The organism is Streptomyces sp. NPDC058741 (assembly GCF_042746715.1).
Taxonomy (GTDB): domain Bacteria; phylum Actinomycetota; class Actinomycetes; order Streptomycetales; family Streptomycetaceae; genus Streptomyces.
In genome coordinates this window covers 132,809-150,206 of sequence record NZ_JBHYQH010000015.1, presented here as the reverse complement: position 1 = coordinate 150,206, position 17,398 = coordinate 132,809, and the positions used below count along the sequence as shown (strand labels likewise).

12 protein-coding genes, 1 tRNA gene and 4 pseudogenes are annotated in these 17,398 nt (G+C 72.9%); 13 read left to right on the top strand and 4 right to left on the bottom strand.

Going from position 1 to position 17,398, the window contains the following annotated elements:
* Positions 1 to 161: 161 nt before the first annotated feature.
* The 4 pseudogenes from ACFW6P_RS15400 to ACFW6P_RS15385 form a co-directional block, all read left to right on the top strand.
* Positions 162 to 506 (top strand): annotated as a pseudogene (locus tag ACFW6P_RS15400) (ISAs1 family transposase); the annotation flags it as partial.
* A gap of 35 nt (positions 507 to 541) precedes the next feature.
* Positions 542 to 1,049: pseudogene (locus ACFW6P_RS15395) on the top strand (sugar ABC transporter substrate-binding protein); the annotation flags it as partial.
* Positions 1,049 to 1,309 (top strand): annotated as a pseudogene (locus tag ACFW6P_RS15390) (ABC transporter permease); the annotation flags it as partial. The pseudogenes ACFW6P_RS15395 and ACFW6P_RS15390, both read left to right, overlap by 1 nt.
* Positions 1,307 to 1,561: pseudogene (locus tag ACFW6P_RS15385) on the top strand (Tat pathway signal sequence domain protein); the annotation flags it as partial. The pseudogenes ACFW6P_RS15390 and ACFW6P_RS15385, both read left to right, overlap by 3 nt.
* Before the next feature lie 7 nt (positions 1,562 to 1,568).
* Here ACFW6P_RS15385 and ACFW6P_RS15380 read toward each other — a convergent pair.
* Entirely contained in the window at positions 1,569 to 3,998 is a 2,430-nt protein-coding gene (locus ACFW6P_RS15380) for an SCO7613 C-terminal domain-containing membrane protein (RefSeq protein WP_386423857.1), read from the bottom strand.
* A 61-nt stretch (positions 3,999 to 4,059) separates the two neighbouring features.
* Between ACFW6P_RS15380 and ACFW6P_RS15375 the strand changes: the two genes are divergently transcribed.
* Both ACFW6P_RS15375 and ACFW6P_RS15370 read left to right on the top strand, forming a co-directional pair.
* Positions 4,060 to 4,506: an SRPBCC family protein gene (locus tag ACFW6P_RS15375; protein ID WP_386356247.1), complete on the top strand. Its 447-nt coding sequence runs from the start codon at positions 4,060 to 4,062 to the stop codon at positions 4,504 to 4,506.
* A 39-nt stretch (positions 4,507 to 4,545) separates the two neighbouring features.
* Positions 4,546 to 4,617, top strand: a tRNA-Val gene (locus ACFW6P_RS15370).
* 57 nt (positions 4,618 to 4,674) lie between these two features.
* On the opposite strand, the gene ACFW6P_RS15365 is transcribed toward ACFW6P_RS15370, so the two are convergent.
* Entirely contained in the window at positions 4,675 to 5,403 is a 729-nt protein-coding gene (locus ACFW6P_RS15365) for a 3'-5' exonuclease (protein WP_386356343.1), read from the bottom strand.
* 169 nt (positions 5,404 to 5,572) lie between these two features.
* Between ACFW6P_RS15365 and ACFW6P_RS15360 the strand changes: the two genes are divergently transcribed.
* The 4 genes from ACFW6P_RS15360 to ACFW6P_RS15345 all read left to right on the top strand — a co-directional run bounded on the left by ACFW6P_RS15360 (position 5,573) and on the right by ACFW6P_RS15345 (position 10,056).
* Positions 5,573 to 6,139 (top strand): DUF4365 domain-containing protein, encoded by a 567-nt coding sequence (locus tag ACFW6P_RS15360; RefSeq protein WP_386356340.1) that lies wholly within the window; start codon positions 5,573 to 5,575, stop codon positions 6,137 to 6,139.
* The gene (locus ACFW6P_RS15355) at positions 6,136 to 7,359 is read left to right on the top strand and encodes a hypothetical protein (protein ID WP_386356244.1); all 1,224 of its coding nucleotides are present in this window, start codon (positions 6,136 to 6,138) and stop codon (positions 7,357 to 7,359) included. Before ACFW6P_RS15360 ends, ACFW6P_RS15355 begins: the two co-directional genes overlap by 4 nt.
* A gap of 94 nt (positions 7,360 to 7,453) precedes the next feature.
* Positions 7,454 to 9,430 carry a threonine--tRNA ligase gene (gene thrS / locus ACFW6P_RS15350; protein ID WP_386423855.1) on the top strand — a complete coding sequence of 659 codons (1,977 nt, stop codon included), beginning with the start codon at positions 7,454 to 7,456 and terminating at the stop codon, positions 9,428 to 9,430.
* A gap of 65 nt (positions 9,431 to 9,495) precedes the next feature.
* Positions 9,496 to 10,056: an HIT family protein gene (locus ACFW6P_RS15345; protein WP_386356238.1), complete on the top strand. Its 561-nt coding sequence runs from the start codon at positions 9,496 to 9,498 to the stop codon at positions 10,054 to 10,056.
* A gap of 122 nt (positions 10,057 to 10,178) precedes the next feature.
* Here the strand turns inward: ACFW6P_RS15345 and ACFW6P_RS15340 are convergent, their stop codons facing one another.
* Together ACFW6P_RS15340 and ACFW6P_RS15335 are read right to left on the bottom strand one after the other, a co-directional pair.
* A complete protein-coding gene (locus ACFW6P_RS15340; protein ID WP_386356235.1) occupies positions 10,179 to 11,846 on the bottom strand; it encodes a hypothetical protein in 1,668 nt (555 codons plus the stop codon).
* Positions 11,847 to 12,018: 172 nt separating this feature from the next.
* A complete protein-coding gene (locus ACFW6P_RS15335) occupies positions 12,019 to 14,217 on the bottom strand; it encodes an elongation factor G-like protein EF-G2 (RefSeq protein ID WP_386423853.1) in 2,199 nt (732 codons plus the stop codon).
* A gap of 305 nt (positions 14,218 to 14,522) precedes the next feature.
* Here ACFW6P_RS15335 and pgsA point away from each other — a divergent pair, with 305 nt between their 5' ends.
* From pgsA to ACFW6P_RS15320, 3 genes are read left to right on the top strand one after another with little or no spacing between them, the layout of a single operon-like run.
* Positions 14,523 to 15,278: a phosphatidylinositol phosphate synthase gene (pgsA, locus tag ACFW6P_RS15330; RefSeq protein WP_386356337.1), complete on the top strand. Its 756-nt coding sequence runs from the start codon at positions 14,523 to 14,525 to the stop codon at positions 15,276 to 15,278.
* Positions 15,275 to 16,183 (top strand): phosphatidylinositol mannoside acyltransferase, encoded by a 909-nt coding sequence (locus ACFW6P_RS15325; RefSeq protein ID WP_386356229.1) that lies wholly within the window; start codon positions 15,275 to 15,277, stop codon positions 16,181 to 16,183. Before pgsA ends, ACFW6P_RS15325 begins: the two co-directional genes overlap by 4 nt.
* Positions 16,180 to 17,343 carry a glycosyltransferase family 4 protein gene (locus ACFW6P_RS15320; RefSeq protein WP_386356226.1) on the top strand — a complete coding sequence of 388 codons (1,164 nt, stop codon included), beginning with the start codon at positions 16,180 to 16,182 and terminating at the stop codon, positions 17,341 to 17,343. Before ACFW6P_RS15325 ends, ACFW6P_RS15320 begins: the two co-directional genes overlap by 4 nt.
* The last annotated feature ends 55 nt before the right edge of the window (positions 17,344 to 17,398 follow it).

Sequence of the window (17,398 nt, the reverse complement as noted above, 5' to 3'; positions counted from 1 at the left end):
AGGGCCTGCGACGAGGTCCTCCGCCTGGCCCAGCGGGCCAACGTCTCGCGCTCGTCGTCGGTCAGCACCAGCTCGGCCTTCGGCCGTCCCGTCCTTGCCATCCGACCATCATGCCGAGCCAGCGCCAAGTTTCGCAGCGAATTCCCGACTCAGGACACTAGGTCCTGCGCATCCAGAGCCGCCGCGGTCTCTACGGCGCGAAGAAATGGTCCAGCGAGACCGTCTACGCCATCACCGACCTGCCCGCCGAGGAAGCAAACGCAGCCGAGATCGCGTCCTGGGCTCGCGGGCACTGGACCGTGGGAAACACCGTCCACTGGTGTCGAGATGTCACCTTCAACGAGGACAAGTCCCAAGTCAGGACCCACAACGCGCCCGCCGTACTCGCTGCCCTGCGCGACCTGATCCGCAGCGCGCTCAAGCTCGCCGGCTACGTCAACACCGCCGCCGGACGCCGAGCCCACGCCGACCGCCCCCGCGTCCTCACCCTCTACCGCATCACATGATCAAACCGGACTATCCAGGCACTCGCCGGGGCCCTGAGCCCAAGGCGGCGGTCTCGGCGGAGCTCGCCGGTGGGGAGTTCACCTGGGACAACGTCACCGTCCGCTACACCTCCGAGGGCAAGAGCGAATACGGGCTGGCGCCCGACCACGGACGGCAAGAGGACCGGCCGGTACCTCGGGTCGCTGATGCTGAGTGCCTCCAAGCGCACCCAGCACCCCAAGGAGGTCGCACATTTCATCGACTTCATGGTGCACGAGCCCGAGGTCGCCGAGATCATGGGCTTCGACCGCGGTGTGCCCGCCACGCAGGCCCAGTACGACGCCTCCCAGCCCACCCACGAGGTCAACAAGGCGATGGCCGCCTACGAGGAGTCCCCCGTCGAGGCCGGTGTGCTGGAGCCCATCACCCCGCACCCGGACGGCGCGGACATCGGCGAGTCCGCGTTCCTGCGCATCACCGAGGAAGTCGCCCTGGGCAAGAGGTCGGTGGGCGAGGCCGTCCAGCAGTTCTTCACCCAGTCGAAGACGGCTCTCGGCACCTGATGGGAACCACCGTGACACACGCCCCTGCGAGGGAGGGCCTGTCGGAGGACCGGCGCTCCGAGCCGCGGCACGGTCCGGTGCGGCCCGAGCGCCGCGCCGCCCTCAAGCGGCGGCGGCGCCGGGACAACCTGGCCGGCTACCTCTTCACGTCCCCGTGGATCGCAGGGTTCCTGCTGCTCACGGCGGGCCCGATGGTCGCCTCCCTCACCGGTGAGGTCGACGTCTACCACCTGGGGGAATGGGCGGGCCTCGGCACCTTCCAGGGCCACTCGCGCCCCGACGCGTACGCGGCCGTGCGGACCGGTGACGAGAAGCTGGCGGCACGGGCCTGGGACACGTTCTGCAACTCCGACGGCTACAAGGCGTCGGCCCCCTGGAAGACGGAGACGCTGACCGGCCCGGTCGCGCCGGTGCCGGGCAGCGAGGCCGCCTGGATGTCCACCAACGACACCGCGCTGTACGGCCTCGCCGCCATCGGGAACCCGGCGCTGCTCGGGGACAGGATGTCCTGATCGCCGCTCAGTTCATCCTGCCCAGCGACTCCCGCATCCGCCGCACGTCCCGCAGCCGCTGCTCGTACGTCGCCCCGAGGGCGAGCAGCAGGGCTCCGGCGAGGGCGGGAGGCGCCCAGCGGGGGAGCGCACCCGTCACCTGCACGACGTACGGGGCGAGTTCGTGCAGCGTGACCATGGCCAGCACCGAGCCGCCGAGCACCAGGGGCGCCTGCAGGCGGTGCCGGGCTCCCAGCAGGGTGACCAGCAGGGCCGCCGTGCCCAGCAGCAGGGGCCGGGTCCAGTGCGCGTCGGCCCAGACCGCGACCAGGCTGGGCAGGAACGTCGCGGCGAGTCCGGGACCGTACGCCGTCCAGGACGGGACCTCCGGGTCACGTCGCCGGCGCAGGGCCCCGACGAGCAGCGCCGGGACGGTCACCGGCAGGGTGTACGCCTCGGGTGTGCTGACGTCCCAGACGGACAGGCGCACCCAGGCCGCCAGCACGAACAGGGCCGTGGCCGCGTAGCCGGCGGGGCGGCGGTCCGGACGCAGGGCCGTGGCCGCCGCCACCACCCCGCACAGGGCCAGCACCAGGGCGAGCAGCGGCGGATCGGTGACCGCGAGGCCCACGGCGAGCAGACCCGCAGCGGCCCCCGCGGCCTCGACCGGCACGGTCGCCCGGGACGCGCCGAGCCGCGCCGCGAGCAGGGCGGCGGCGGCCGGCACCGCCAGCACCAGCAGGGCGGTGCGCGCCACCGGCCAGTCCGCGGCGGCCCCCGTCGCCGAGGCCAGTCCGGTGGCGAGCGCCAGAGCGGCCGGAGCCGTGAACGGGGCGACGTCCGCCCGCCAGGACGCCGCCGCGAACAGCACCGTCAGCACGGAGAGCCCCACCAGGGTCGCCGGCTGGGAGGCAAGGGAGACCAAGGTCAGGCCGAGGGCCGTCACCAGGGCGAGGACCAGGGCCGTGAGCCGCGCCGCAGCGGCCGTCGTCCGGCACAGGTGCAGCGCGGCCGCCGTCATCACCGCCGGCGCCGCCATCCCGGCGGCGTACGGAATACCCAGCACCGCGGGCAGGACCAGCGCCGCGGCCCAGAGCAGGCCCAGCGCGCCGAGCCGCGCCCGCGCCCGCCACGGCTCCGCGCGGACCGCCAGGGTGAGCACGGCCGCCACGACCACCAGCACCACCGGGGCCGTCACCGCGCCGGGCGGCCAGGGCACCTCCACGGCGACCGCCGCACGCGCGTCCGCCGGCGCCCCGCTCCACACCCGGCCGAGCCACCCCGCCGGCCCCAGCACCACCACGGCGACGACGGGCAGCGCCCACAGCACCGCCAGCGCCTGCACGGCGGCGGACGCCCAGGCGAGACCGTCCCGCACCACCTCCGGCAACCACCGCCCGGCCGGCACGACCCCCAGCAGGGCCGCACCGAGCACCAGATGAACCGGCACCACCCACTCCGACGGCACCCCGGTGCGGGCCACCCCGCCGAGCGCGGCCACGACCAGCAGCCCCGAGGCGATCGCCGGGCCCAGGGCGTGCTGCCGGCCCGGTCCCCACCACGCCGCGCCCAGACCGATCCCCGCCGCGAGCAGCAGCAGAGCCCCGGCACGAGCAGCGGCGCCCGGGCCGTCGGCCGTCAGGGACAGCCAGCCGGCGCCCAGGACGCCCCAGGCCCCCACGCCGTACGCGCCGACGACGGCGCAGATCCGGACCGGGGCGGCCGCCACGCGCAGGGCCACCACCGCGTCCAGCCCGGCCGTCACCAGCAGCGCGGCCGTGATCGGGTACGGTCCCGCGTCCGAGGCCAGGGCCCACAGCAGCAGCGGGAACTGGCCCGCCGCCAGGGCACAGGGCAGGGGCAGCCGCAGCGCGGCGGTCACCGGCAGCAGGCCGTACGCGGCCCAGGCCGCCGCCAGCACGGCCGACGCCGCCGCCGCGTAGCCGGTGCCGTCCGTCCCGCCGAGGGCCGCCTCGTGCAGCGCGTACGCGTCCAGGACGGTCAGGGAGAGCCCGAGGCCCGCCACGGACTCGGCCGTCGACCGCAGGCCCCGCTTCAGCAGCGCCACCGGCACGGCGAGGGTCGCCAGCGTGACCGCGCCGAGCACCAGCGCCCGCCCGGCGATCCCCATGTGCCCCCAGCTGACCAGTGTGAACACCGCCGCCGCGAGCGTGAGCAGCACACCGCCCAGCACCAGGAGCACGTTCTGCACGCTGGGCGCGGTGGCCTCCTTGGTCTCGGTGGCCGGCGCGGCGGTGGGCCGCCAGGGCCGCGCCTGGGACCGAACCTGCCCCTGCGGCTGCTGCAGGGCCGCGACCAGCCAGGCGCGGCGGGCCAGCAACTGGGCGCGCCGGGCGTCCAGTTGCCAGAGCTCGGCGTCGAGGAGCCGCAGTTCCTCGACCGGGGGTGGAAGGTGCGTCATGGAAGGCAGTGTGGTCGGGGTCACCCCGTGCGGCATGAGTGCGGATACTCAGGCGCGTACTCAGACATCCGGCGACGCGCCTGGGCAGACTGCCGTCATGGACTGGAACCGCTACCGCTTCCGCAGCCTGTGGCCCCTGCCCGCACCGCCCGCCGCCGTGTACGAGGTGCTGGCACGCCCGGAGGACTACCCCCGCTGGTGGCCCGAGGTCCGCGAGGTGAACCGCCTCGACGACACCACCGGGGTGATCCGGATCCGCTCCGTCCTGCCGTACGACATCACCTTCACGGCGCGGGCGGTGCGGCGCGACCCCGCGGCCGGTGTGCTGGAGACCGCCATGACCGGGGACCTCGACGGCTGGGCACGCTGGACGGTCACGCCGCAGGGGCCGGGCAGCCTCGCGCGCTACGACCAGGTCGTGACCGTGACCAAGCCGTTGATGCGCCGCCTCGCCGTAGCGGGGCGGCCCGTGTTCCGGGCCAACCACGCGCTGATGATGCGCTCCGGGCGGCGCGGACTGGTCGGGCGGCTGCGAGCGGTTTGAAGGAAGCGTGCCGGGACCTGTATGGTTCAGGGCGTTCCCGGGCGATTAGCTCAGTGGGAGAGCGCTTCGTTCACACCGAAGAGGTCACTGGTTCGAACCCAGTATCGCCCACCGGAAACAGCCGGTCCGTCGCAGACGGACCGGTTCTTTCATGCCCGCGGCCGGCTCTCAGGCCGCCGCCGGCAGATCCGGGCGCAGCGGCCAGGCCGGGTCGACCGCCTCCTCCACACCGCTGCGCGCGAACCACGCCTGCAGCCCCCGCGCCTGCGCCGCGTGCCACACCGCCTGCAGCGTGTGCAGCTCGCAGGGCGCCAGGCGCTCCAGCCGGGACGCGAACCGGCGGCCCACCGCCCGGGTGACCTCCAGCGCCGCCACGGCGTCGGCCGTCGCGTCGTGCGCGCCCTCCAGGGCGACGCCGTAGTGCGCGCACAGGTCGGTCAGGGTGCGGCGGCCCTTGCGGTAGCGGTCCAGGTGCTTGTCCAGGACCCGGGGGTCGAGCACGCACAGCGACGTCGACTCGAACCAGCGGCCGAGCGCCGACGCGCGGTGGCGGCGCAACTCCCGGTCCAGCAGCGTCAGATCGAACGGCGCGTTCATCACCACCACCGGACGGCCGACGCGCGCCTGCTCGGCCAGCGCCTCCGCTATCTCGTACATCACCGGCGCCGGCCACCGGCCGTTGTGCTGCAGGTGCTCCTCCGTCAGTCCGTGCACCGCCGTCGCCTCGGCGGGCACCGGCACACCCGGGTTCACCAGCCAGCGGCTGACCCGCGGCCGCAGGCCCGGGGCGTCCTGGACGACCACGGCGGCCGACACGATCCGGTCGGTCTCGACGTCCACGCCCGTGGTCTCCGTGTCGAAGGCGGCCAGCGGCCCTTCGTACCAGCACGTCGTCATAGCCACACAACCCCTCGTTCCGCCTCGGCAGTTGACGTACCGTCCGCTGCCCGGTCCGGTGATACCCGGGCTGTTTGCGCCGTACGCCGGAAGGAGACAACAGGATTACGGGTCCTTGCAGTTCAGCGGCCCGCAGCGGGAAAACACCTGTGCTGGATGGCTGTTGGCCATAGCCGTTGCGCAGCCCGAACGGGGCGGGCTGCTGCCCGAGCGCACGGCTCCCTCGCGCGGCACCCTCGCCACCACCGCCTGCATGGAGACCCTGCAGGTCGGCTACCTGCACGCCGTCGCGGCAGCCGCCGGCTGCTCGCTGTCCCAGCCCTTCCCGGACAACGGCATCGACCGGCACGTCAGCCACAGCGCCCCCGGGCACACGGTCGACGACGAGGTCACCATCAAGGTGCAGCTCAAGGCCACCTACCAGGTGCCGCCCCGCCCACCGGGCCGCACCTTCGCCTTCACGCTCGACGACGACCACCTGGCGAAACTCGCCCGCACCCCCGTGTCCGTGCACAAGATCCTCGTGGTGATGCTGGTGCCGCGCTCCCGGGACGACTGGCTGCGCGCCGGCCACGACCGGCTCGACCTGAGGCACTGCTGCTACTGGACCAACCTCGCCGGCCACCCCCTCACCGGCCGCCGCCGCACCACCGTGCGGATACCGACCTCACGCATCTTCGACGACCGGGCGCTGTGCGAGATCATGACGCGGGTCGGGACGGGAGGAAGACCGTGACGCACCCCCCGACCGGAGAGCCGCTGAGGCCGGTACGGCCCCACCTCGTCGACACCGCCTTCAGCGGCCCGCCGCCCGAGCCCGGCCAGGTCGACCCGGCGGTGCTCGGCGCCCTGCTGCGCCGGCACGGCTGGCACCGCCGCGGCGGCGCCCCGGGGCGCTACGGCCGCTGGACCCCGCCGGGCCCGGGCGGCGGCACCAGCCTCCTGGTGCCCGAGAACCGCGCCTTCCCCGACAGCGACGACCTGCTCGCCGAGGCGCTGCTCGCCCTCACCCGCAGCGGCATGCCCTCCGCCCGGGAGGTCCTCGTCTCCCTCGCCGTGCCCAGCGACGAGATCCGCTGGTGGCAGGACGTCCCCACCGGACCCGCCGGTGCCGCGCCCTGGGCCGCCGAGGACCGGCTGCGCACCGCCGCCCGCCGGATCCTGCTCGCCGCCGCGCTCGCCACCCGCGCCCGGGCCGGCCACCACGGCGCCCGCCACCGCCGCTCCGCCGCCGCCTCGCTGGAGCACGTCCTCGTCGGCTCCGCCGTCGACGGCCGGCTCACCGCCTTCGTGCCCGTCGACGGCGGCCGGCCCCTGGCCGTACGCCTCCACCACGCCCTGTTCGCCGCCCGTGAGGCCGTCGACCACCGGCGCGCCACCGGCGGCATGGACGCCTTCGACGGGGCGGTCGAGGCGGGAGTGAGCCATGAGCTGACCGAGGCACTCGTCGCCCTCGTGCGCGGGACCGAGGGGGCCCGGATCGGTGTCGACTGGGCGCCCGGGGCCGGGGTGCCCGAAGGCTGCGCGCCCGGTGCCGGGCCCGTCGAGTTCTCACCCGGCGACCTGCCCGCGCTGCGCGAGGCCGGCGCCCGCTACCTGTGCGCGGAACCCGCCGTGGCGGTGCGGATCACCGGTACGGTCGTCCGCATGCGCAGGTCGGGGCCGCGCGGCGAGGGCACCGTACGGCTGCGCGTGCTGGCCGGGATCGACGTGCCGGACGTGCGGATCACCCTGGACGAGGAGGCCTACCGCATCGCCGGCCACGCCCACCTCGTCGGACTGCCCGTGCGGGTGCGGGGCCGGCTGGAGAGCCGGGGCGGGTTCCGGCGCGTGACCGGGGCCCACGGCGTCGTGCCGGTGCAGGTCGACGACGCCGAGCGGGACCGGCTGATCAAGGAGCTGCACGAGAACCTCGACTTCTTCGAGGAGGCCTGCGGCGGGGGGTGCGGGGACTGATTTCGCCCTGGGTGGTCCCGGGTCGGTACGATCCTTACTCGTGCGCGCGCTCCGGTACGGCGCCCGCAGCCCCGCCTTCAGTCAGGAGAGACCGGTGTCAGACGTCCGTGTGATCATCCAGCGCGATTCCGAGCGGGAAGAACGCGTGGTGACGACGGGCACTACGGCCGCCGAGCTCTTCGCCGGCGAGCGCTCGGTCATCGCCGCGCGCGTGGCGGGCGAGCTCAGGGACCTGTCGTACGCCCTGTCGGACGGCGACGAGGTCGAGGGCGTCGAGATCTCCTCCGAGGACGGCCTGAACATCCTGCGCCACTCCACCGCGCACGTCATGGCGCAGGCCGTGCAGGAGCTCTTCCCCGAGGCCAAGCTCGGCATCGGCCCGCCCGTCAGGGACGGCTTCTACTACGACTTCGACGTCGAGAAGCCGTTCACGCCCGAGGATCTCAAGGCCATCGAGAAGAAGATGCAGGAGATCCAGAAGCGCGGGCAGAGGTTCGCCCGCCGCGTGGTCACCGACGAGGCCGCCCGTGAGGAGCTGGCGAACGAGCCGTACAAGCTGGAGCTGATCGGCCTCAAGGGCTCCGCCTCCAGCGACGACGGCGCGGACGTGGAGGTCGGCGCCGGCGAGCTGACGATCTACGACAACCTGGACGCCAAGACGGGCGAGCTGTGCTGGAAGGACCTCTGCCGCGGTCCCCACCTGCCCACCACGCGGAACATCCCGGCGTTCAAGCTGATGCGCAACGCGGCCGCCTACTGGCGCGGCAGCGAGAAGAACCCCATGCTCCAGCGCATCTACGGCACCGCCTGGCCTACCAAGGACGAGCTGAAGGCGCACCTGGACTTCCTCGCCGAGGCCGAGAAGCGAGACCACCGCAGGCTGGGCAACGAGCTGGACCTGTTCTCGATCTCCGACCAGATCGGCTCCGGCCTGGCCGTCTTCCACCCCAAGGGCGGCACCATCCGCCGGGTCATGGAGGACTACTCGCGGCGCCGCCACGAGGAGGAGGGCTACGAGTTCGTCTACACCCCGCACGCGACGAAGGGGAAGCTCTTCGAGACCTCGGGCCACCTGGACTGGTACGCCGACGGCATGTACCCGCCCATGCAGCTCGACGAGGGCGTGGACTACTACCTCAAGCCCATGAACTGCCCGATGCACAACCTGATCTTCGACGCGCGCGGGCGGTCCTACCGTGAACTGCCGCTGCGCCTGTTCGAGTTCGGCACCGTGTATCGGTACGAGAAGTCGGGCGTCGTGCACGGCCTGACCCGCTCGCGCGGCTTCACCCAGGACGACGCGCACATCTACTGCACCCGCGAGCAGATGGCCGAGGAGCTCGACAAGACGCTCACCTTCGTGCTGAACCTGCTGCGCGACTACGGTCTGACCGAGTTCTACCTGGAGCTGTCCACCAAGGACCCGGAGAAGTTCGTCGGCTCGGACGAGGTGTGGGAGGAGGCCACCGAGGTCCTGCGCCAGGTCGGCGAGAAGCAGGGCCTCGAGCTGGTCCCGGACCCGGGCGGCGCCGCCTTCTACGGCCCGAAGATCTCCGTCCAGGTCAAGGACGCCATCGGCCGCACCTGGCAGATGTCGACGATCCAGCTCGACTTCAACCTGCCCGAGCGGTTCAACCTGGAGTACACGGCCGCCGACGGCACCAAGCAGCGCCCCGTCATGATCCACCGCGCGCTGTTCGGATCGATCGAGCGCTTCTTCGCGGTGCTCCTGGAGCACTACGCGGGCGCCTTCCCGGCGTGGCTCGCCCCCGTCCAGGCGCTCGGCATCCCGATCGGCGACGCGCACGTGGAGTACCTGCAGAAGTTCGCCGCCGCGGCCAGGACGAGGGGCCTGCGCGTCGAGGTCGACTCCTCCTCGGACCGGATGCAGAAGAAGATCCGCAACGCCCAGAAGCAGAAGGTGCCCTTCATGGTCATCGCGGGCGACGAGGACATGTCGAACGGGTCCGTGTCCTTCCGCTACCGCGACGGCTCGCAGGAGAACGGCATCCCCTTCGACGAGGCCATCGCGAAGATCCTGAAGGTCGTCGAGGAGCGGGCCCAGGTCTGATCCCGCCGCGCACGGGCCCCCGGGGAGATCCGGGGGCCTTTGCCGTCCTCCCAGCTCGACGCCATATGCTGCACAGCATGACGAGTGAGCCGGAGCAGCAGCTGGGAGTGGGGACGCAGGACGCGTTCCAGCGACTGTGGACGCCCCACCGGATGGCCTACATCCAGGGCGAGAACAAGCCCACCGGCCCGGGCGCCGGCGACGGCTGCCCGTTCTGCTCGATCCCGGCCAAGTCCGACGAGGACGGGCTGGTCGTCCGCCGCGGCGAGCAGGTCTACGCCGTGCTCAACCTGTACCCGTACAACGGCGGGCACCTGATGACCGTGCCCTACCGCCACGTCGCCGACTACACCGACCTCACGGCCGCGGAGACCGCCGAGCTCGGCGAGCTGACCAAGCAGGCGATGACGGCCCTGCGTGCGGCCTCCGGAGCGCACGGCTTCAACATCGGCATGAACCAGGGCACGGTCGCGGGCGCGGGCATCGCCGCGCATCTGCACCAGCACATCGTGCCGCGGTGGGGCGGGGACACGAACTTCATGCCGGTGGTGGGCCACACCCGGGTGCTGCCGCAGCTCCTGGCCGACACGAGGAAGATGCTGGCGGAGGCCTGGCCGGCGCGTTGATCCCGGCGGGGCCGGGCTCGATCTGCCCGTCCGGCGCTTGAAGGACGAGGCCGTTCAGGCCGACGGGGGTCCGGGGGCGCAGCCCCCGGGGAGCCCGCCCCCACCGGCCCGCGGACGATCACCTACGCGTCGTACACGTCCGCCTTCTTCGGCGAAGCCTCCTGCACCGCCCCACTGAGCGCCGCCGACCGCGCCCCGAACTTCTCCACGCTCACCCCGTTCTCCCGCAGCACCTTCAGCGCCGCCGCGTGCACCACGCGCAGCACGGGCGTGGCCGCGCGCAGGGCGTCGTCCGCCATGAAGCGGTGGCGCCACGGCTGGTCGGCCCACGCGTGCCGCAGACCGAACGGCTCCGGCAGCGTCAGGCTGCCGCCCAGCCACTTCAGCAGCGGCGGATACCAGGTCAGAGGGGCGCGCGCGGCCAGCCGTACCACCTCGTCGGCGTCGATCAGCGGGAGCTTCACGGTGCGGGTCTCCCAGAAGCGGAAGGCCTTCTGCACCGCCTTCTCCCTGGCCGCGGGCTTCTCGTTGAACAGCGGGTTGACCGGCCCCAGGGCGTGGCCGGTGACCTCGATGCGCAGGGTGTCGTGCAGCACGGTGACCGTGATCAGCATCGTCAGCACCAGGTGGCCGTCCCAGAGGGTCCACTGCACGCCCAGGTAGTGCCGGTCACCGCTGCCGAACTGCTGCTTGTTGCAGATCTCCTGCACGGCGTGCGTGCGGACCGTGTAGGCGTCGACGTCCGTGCCGCTCGGCCGGGCCACCTCCGTCGCCTTCTCGCCGATCGGCGAGACGATCCAGTGCGTGATGGACGGCTTGGGGAAGCCGCCGGTGTTGATGGACGTGCGCTCCAGCATGCCCAGACCGCCCTGGATCGCCACGATGACGTCCCAGCTGCGGAACGGGTGGAAGTCCTTGCCCGGCTCGGCGGAGACCAGTTCCTCGGCCAGTTGCCAGCTGCCCCAGCGCGTGCCCATGCCGAGGATGCCCTTGGGGCCGGCGTAGAAGGCCGAGTTGGAACGCTGTTCGGCGGCGAGGCGGGCCAGCTCCTTGCGGACCTGCTCGGCGGCGTCACCGGGGGTGCCCGGGACGGCTTCGGGGATCTTGGCGCCGACGCCGCCGCCCGACAGCAGACCGGACCAGCGGTCGCGCAGGTCGCGGGCGGTCCGCTCGCAGACCTGCTTGGCCCAGAACCAGCCGACGACCGGCATCAGGATCGCCAGGCGCGCGTACCAGGCCCAGAATCCCGTGAACGGCGTGCCCAGCAGGAACAGCACGGCGAGCGCCCCCACGGCGATCAGCAGCGTCGTGGCGAGCGCGCCGGCCCGCTTGTCGTCGCGCTTGGCCATGGTGGTGCGCAGCGTGAACACCAGCAGCCACACGAGGAAGCCGGGCAGGAACAGCAGCCCGCAGATCACCGTGATCGCCGAGAGCACGTTGTCGCGGTCGCGGCGGATGCGGTGGGCCGCCAGGCAGTGCTCCACGACGACCTGGGGCTCGATGCCGAACGACTGGATGACCGGCTTGCGCCCGGCGCCCAGCATCCGGTCGATGACCGCGCGGGAGAAGGCCTCGCCGAACCGGGGGCGGAAGATCTTCGCCCAGGGGCGCGGCGGGGTCACCTTCGACTGGTGCCACTCGTTGTCGGCGTCGAGGATCTTGGTGACCTCATCGTCCCGGTAGGCGGCCGCCGCCAGCCCGTAGGTCGCCGCCGTCTGGCCCGTCGCACCCGCCAGAGGCACCTGTGCCCCGGGACTGAAGTCGAATCCGTCCGTCACTGCCGCCCCCATCGCCGCCGCGTCCGCATCATGCGGCCTTCCCGACTTCCGCGCTCCGCACACCTGTTGATCAGGTCATCAGCGTATCGGCACGAGCGGGCGCCCGTCTGCGGACAGCCCGCAAGCCGCCCGCCGACCAGGAGGGAAGCCCTCATGGGGGGCAGTTGGTGGCGCCCGGCGCCAACTACGCGGCCGCGTGCGCCTCTTCGCGCACCCGTTCCGCGACCTGCGGCGGCATCGGCTCGTGCCGTACGTAGCGGCGGCTGAAACGGGCCGTGCCGTGCGACATCGAGCGCAGGTCGATCGCGTACCGGCCGATCTCGATCTCGGGCACCTCGGCCTTGACCAGGGTGCGCCCGCCGGGCGTCTGCTCGGTGCCGAGGACCCGGCCACGCCGCCCCGAGAGGTCGCTCATCACGGCGCCCACGAAGTCGTCGCCGATCAGCACCGCCACCTCGGCCACCGGCTCCAGCAGAAGGATCCTCATGTCGGCCGCCGCCTCCCGCAGCGCGAGCGCACCGGCCGTCTGGAACGCGGCGTCGGAGGAGTCCACCGAGTGCGCCTTGCCGTCCAGCAGGGTCACGCGCACGTCGATGAGCGGGTACCCGGCGGCGACTCCCTTGGCGGCCTGGGCCCGTACGCCCTTCTCCACCGACGGGATGAACTGCCGCGGCACCGCACCGCCGACGACCTTGTCCACGAACTCGATGCCGGAGCCGCCCGGCAGCGGCTCGACCTCGATCTCGCAGATGGCGAACTGACCGTGCCCGCCGGACTGTTTGACGTGCCGGCCGCGCCCGGCGGACTTGGCCGCGAAGGTCTCGCGCAGGGACACCTTGTGCGGGACGACGTCGACCTGGACGCCGTAGCGGCTGCGCAGCCGCTCCAGCGCGACGTCCGCGTGCGCCTCGCCCAGGCACCACAGGACCACCTGGTGGGTGTCCGGGTTCTGCTCCAGCCGCATCGTCGGGTCCTCGGCCACCAGCCGCGCCAGGCCCTGCGAGAGCTTGTCCTCGTCCGGTTTGCTGTGCGCCTGGATGGCCAGCGGCAGCAGCGGGTCGGGCATCTGCCACGGCTCCATGAGCAGCGGGTCGTCCTTGGCGGAGAGGGTGTCACCGGTCTCCGCGCGGCTCAGCTTGGCCACGCACGCCAGGTCGCCCGCGATGACGTGCGGCACCGGGCGCTGCTGTTTGCCGAAGGGGGTGGACAGGGCGCCGATCCGCTCGTCGACGTCGTGGTCCTCGTGCCCGCGGTCGGCCAGCCCGTGCCCGGAGACGTGGACCGTCTGGTCGGCGCGCAGGGTGCCGGAGAAGACGCGGATCAGCGACAGCCGGCCCACGTACGGGTCGGAGGACGTCTTCACGACCTCCGCGACCAGCGGCGCGCCCGGATCGCACGCCTTGAGCTCGCGCGGCTCGCCGTCCACGGTCGTCACCCGGACCGTCTCGTGCTCCAGCGGAGTGGGGAAGCCGCCGGTGATCAGCTCCAGCAGCTCCACCGTGCCCAGTCCCTGCCGGGCGCCCTCGGCCGCGGGGGCGGCGGCCAGCACGGGGAAGAACACGCCCCGTGCCACGGCCCGCTCCAGATCGTCGATCAGCGTCCCGACCTCGATCGGTTCCCCGCCGAGGTAGCGGTCCATGAGGGTCTCGTCCTCGCTCTCCGCGATGATCCCCTCGATGAGCCGGTTGCGGGCCTCCTCGATCAGCGGCAACTGGTCCTCGCCGGGCTCGGACTCCTTGCGTTCGCCGGTGGAGTAGTCGAACAGCTTCTGCGACAGCAGCCCGATCAGCCCGGTCACGGGCGCGTGCCCGTCCGGCGCCTGGGGGCCGCGCAGCGGCAGGTACAGCGGAAGCACCGCGTCGGGGTCGTCGGCACCGAACGCCTCGGCGCAGATCCGGGTCATCTCCTCGAAGTCGGCGCGGGCCGCCTCCAGGTGCGTGACGACGATGGCCCGGGGCATGCCGACCGCCGCGCACTCCTCCCACACCATGCGCGTCGCGCCGTCCACGCCGTCCGAGGCCGAGACCACGAACAAGGCGGCGTCCGCCGCCCGCAGACCGGCCCTGAGCTCACCGACGAAGTCGGCGTACCCGGGGGTGTCGAGGAGGTTGACCTTGATGCCGTCCCACGCGACGGGCACCAGGGAGAGCTGCACCGAGCGCTGCTGCCGGTGCTCGATCTCGTCGTAGTCGGAGACGGTGCCGCCGTCCTCCACGCGGCCCGCCCGGTTCACCGCCCCCGCGGTCAGCGCGAGGGCCTCCACCAAGGTGGTCTTGCCCGATCCGGAGTAGCCGACCAGCACCACGTTCCGTACGGACTGGGGATGGTCGGCCGCCTGTGCCCTGCCGGCGGCTCCGGGGTGTGTCTGTGCCTTGTCGCCCATGATCCTGCCTCCCGTGCACGGTGAGGTCACTGTGGGCGCGGACACGCGGGATCCTCCCCCAGACTCCGTCCGGGGGCACCCCCAGTGGTGGCGGCTCCGGCGACGCCCACGGTTCTTCGACCTTCCCACTCCCGTCACGGGGCGTCCATACGAACGACGTCGCCTCCGCTCCGGCGGGCCGTCCGCCGGTTCGGCCGAAGGGGTCCGGGTGCCCATCCCTCGCCCGCACGCGCGCGTGGCTACGGGCGTACCGGCACACGTGGTCGGAGTGCTCCGTCCCTCGCCCGCACGCGCGCGTGGCTACGATGGGCCAGCCGATGGCCAGCAGGGGCCACACGGCGACACCGACCCTCGGGAAGGCCATGCTGAACAAGTACGCGCGTGCATTCTTCACGCGTGTCCTCACACCGTTCGCCGCGTTTCTGATCCGGCGGGGCGTGAGCCCCGACACCGTCACGCTCATCGGCACCGCCGGTGTGGTCGCGGGCGCGCTGGTCTTCTACCCCATGGGCGAGTTCTTCTGGGGCACGGTCGTGATCACGCTGTTCGTGTTCTCCGACCTCGTCGACGGCAACATGGCCCGCCAGCTCGGCCGCTCCAGCCGCTGGGGCGCCTTCCTGGACTCCACGCTGGACCGGGTCGCCGACGGCGCGATCTTCGGCGGCTTCATCCTCTGGTACGCGGGCCGGGGTGACGACCTCGTCCTGTGCGCCGTGTCGATCTTCTGCCTGGCCAGCGGGCAGGTGGTGTCGTACACCAAGGCCCGGGGCGAGTCGATCGGCCTGCCGGTCGCCGTCAACGGGCTGGTCGAGCGCGCCGAGCGGCTGGTGATCTCGCTGGTCGCGGCCGGGCTCGCGGGCCTGCACGCGTTCGGCGTCCCCGGCATCCAGTACCTGCTGCCGGTCGCCCTGTGGATCGTCGCCGTGGGCAGCCTCGTCACGCTGATCCAGCGGGTCGTCACCGTCCGCCGGGAGTCCGCGGAAGCAGAGGAGGCGGCGGCCTCGCAGGACGATGGAGACGAGCAGCGAAACGCCTCTCACGGGAGCGAGGCGGCCACGTGAGCGCCCAGGACCGGCTGACGGACGCGCTGTACGGCCTCGGCTGGAGCACGGTCAAGAAGCTGCCCGAGCCCGTCGCCGTACGGCTCGGGCAGACCATCGCCGACCTCGCCTGGAAGCAGCGCGGCAAGGGCGTGCTGCGGCTGGAGAGCAACTACGCGCGCGTGGTGCCCGGCGCGAGCCCGGAGCGCCTCGCCGGGCTCTCCCGCGCCGGGATGCGCTCCTACCTGCGCTACTGGATGGAGTCCTTCCGCCTCCCCGCCTGGAGCAAGGAGCGGATCAAGGCGGGCTTCGCCCCCAAGGACGTGCACTACCTCACCGAGGGCCTGGCCGCCGGCAAGGGCGTCATCCTCGCCCTGCCGCACCTGGCCAACTGGGACCTCGCCGGAGCCTGGGTCACCACGCAGCTCGGCATCCCCTTCACCACGGTCGCCGAGCGCCTCAAGCCGGAGACGCTGTACGACCGGTTCGTCGCCTACCGCGAGAGCCTCGGCATGGAGGTCCTGCCGCACAGCGGCGGCACGGCCTTCGGCACCCTGGCGCGGCGGCTGCGCGACGGCGGCCTGGTCTGCCTGGTCGCCGACCGGGACCTGTCCGCCTCCGGCGTGGAGGTCGGCTTCTTCGGCGACACCGCCCGGATGCCGGCCGGCCCCGCGCTGCTCGCCCAGCAGACCGGCGCCCTGCTGCTGCCCGTCACCCTCTGGTACGACGACTCGCCCGTGATGCGGGGCCGCGTCCACCCCCCGGTCGAGGTGCCCGAGTCGGGCACCCGCGCCGAGAGGACGGCCGTCATGACCCAGGCGCTGGCCGACGCCTTCGCCGGCGGCATCGCCGACCACCCGGAGGACTGGCACATGCTGCAGCGCCTGTGGCTCGCGGACCTCGATCCCGCGAAGGGGCGCCCGTGAGAATCGGCATCGTCTGCCCGTACTCCTGGGACGTCCCGGGCGGGGTCCAGTTCCACATCCGCGACCTCGCCGCGTACTTCATCCGCCTCGGCCACGAGGTCTCCGTCCTCGCACCCGCCGACGACGACACCCCGCTGCCGCCGTACGTCGTCTCGGCCGGGCGCGCGGTGCCCGTGCCGTACAACGGGTCGGTGGCCCGGCTGAACTTCGGCTTCCTGAGCGCGGCCCGGGTGCGCCGCTGGCTGCACGACGGGGCGTTCGACGTCATCCACATCCACGAACCGACCTCACCCTCGCTGGGCCTGCTGACCTGCTGGGCCGCCCAGGGACCGATCGTGGCGACCTTCCACACCTCCAACCCGCGCTCCCGGGCCATGATCGCCGCGTACGCGATCCTCCAGGCCGCACTGGAGAAGATCAGCGCCCGCATCGCGGTCAGCGAGTACGCCCGCCGCACCCTCGTGGAGCACCTCGGCGGGGACGCGGTGGTCATCCCGAACGGGGTCGACGTCGGCTTCTTCGCCGGAGCCGAGCCCAAGGCCGAGTGGCAGGGCGACACCATCGGCTTCATAGGGCGCATCGACGAGCCCCGCAAGGGACTGCCGGTGCTGATGAAGGCCCTGCCGAAGATCCTCGCCGCGCGCCCGCAGACCCGGCTGCTGGTGGCCGGGCGCGGTGACGAGGAGGAGGCGGTCGAGTCCCTGCCGGCCGGGCTGCGCTCGCGCGTGGAGTTCCTCGGCATGATCAGCGACGAGGACAAGGCCCGTCTCCTGCGCAGCGTCGACCTGTACGTGGCGCCCAACACCGGCGGCGAGAGCTTCGGCATCATCCTCGTCGAGGCCATGTCCGCCGGTGCCCCCGTCCTCGCCTCCGACCTGGACGCCTTCGCCCAGGTCCTGGACCGCGGGGCGGCCGGCGAGCTGTTCCCCAACGAGGACGCCGACGCCCTGGCCGACGCGGCGGTGCGGCTGCTGGCGGACCCGGAGCGGCGGGCGGAACTGCGGGAGCGGGGGAGCGCCCACGTACGGCGCTTCGACTGGTCGACCGTCGGCGCGGACATCCTGTCCGTCTACGAGACGGTGACGGCGGGCGCGGCGGCGGTGGCCGAGGACGAGCGGACCAGCGGGCTGTGGAGCCGGCTGGGGCTGGCCAGGGACTGACCGGGGGAGGGGGCGGGGTGATCCGGCCTCCGCCCGGTGGCGCTAGCCTTGCCGC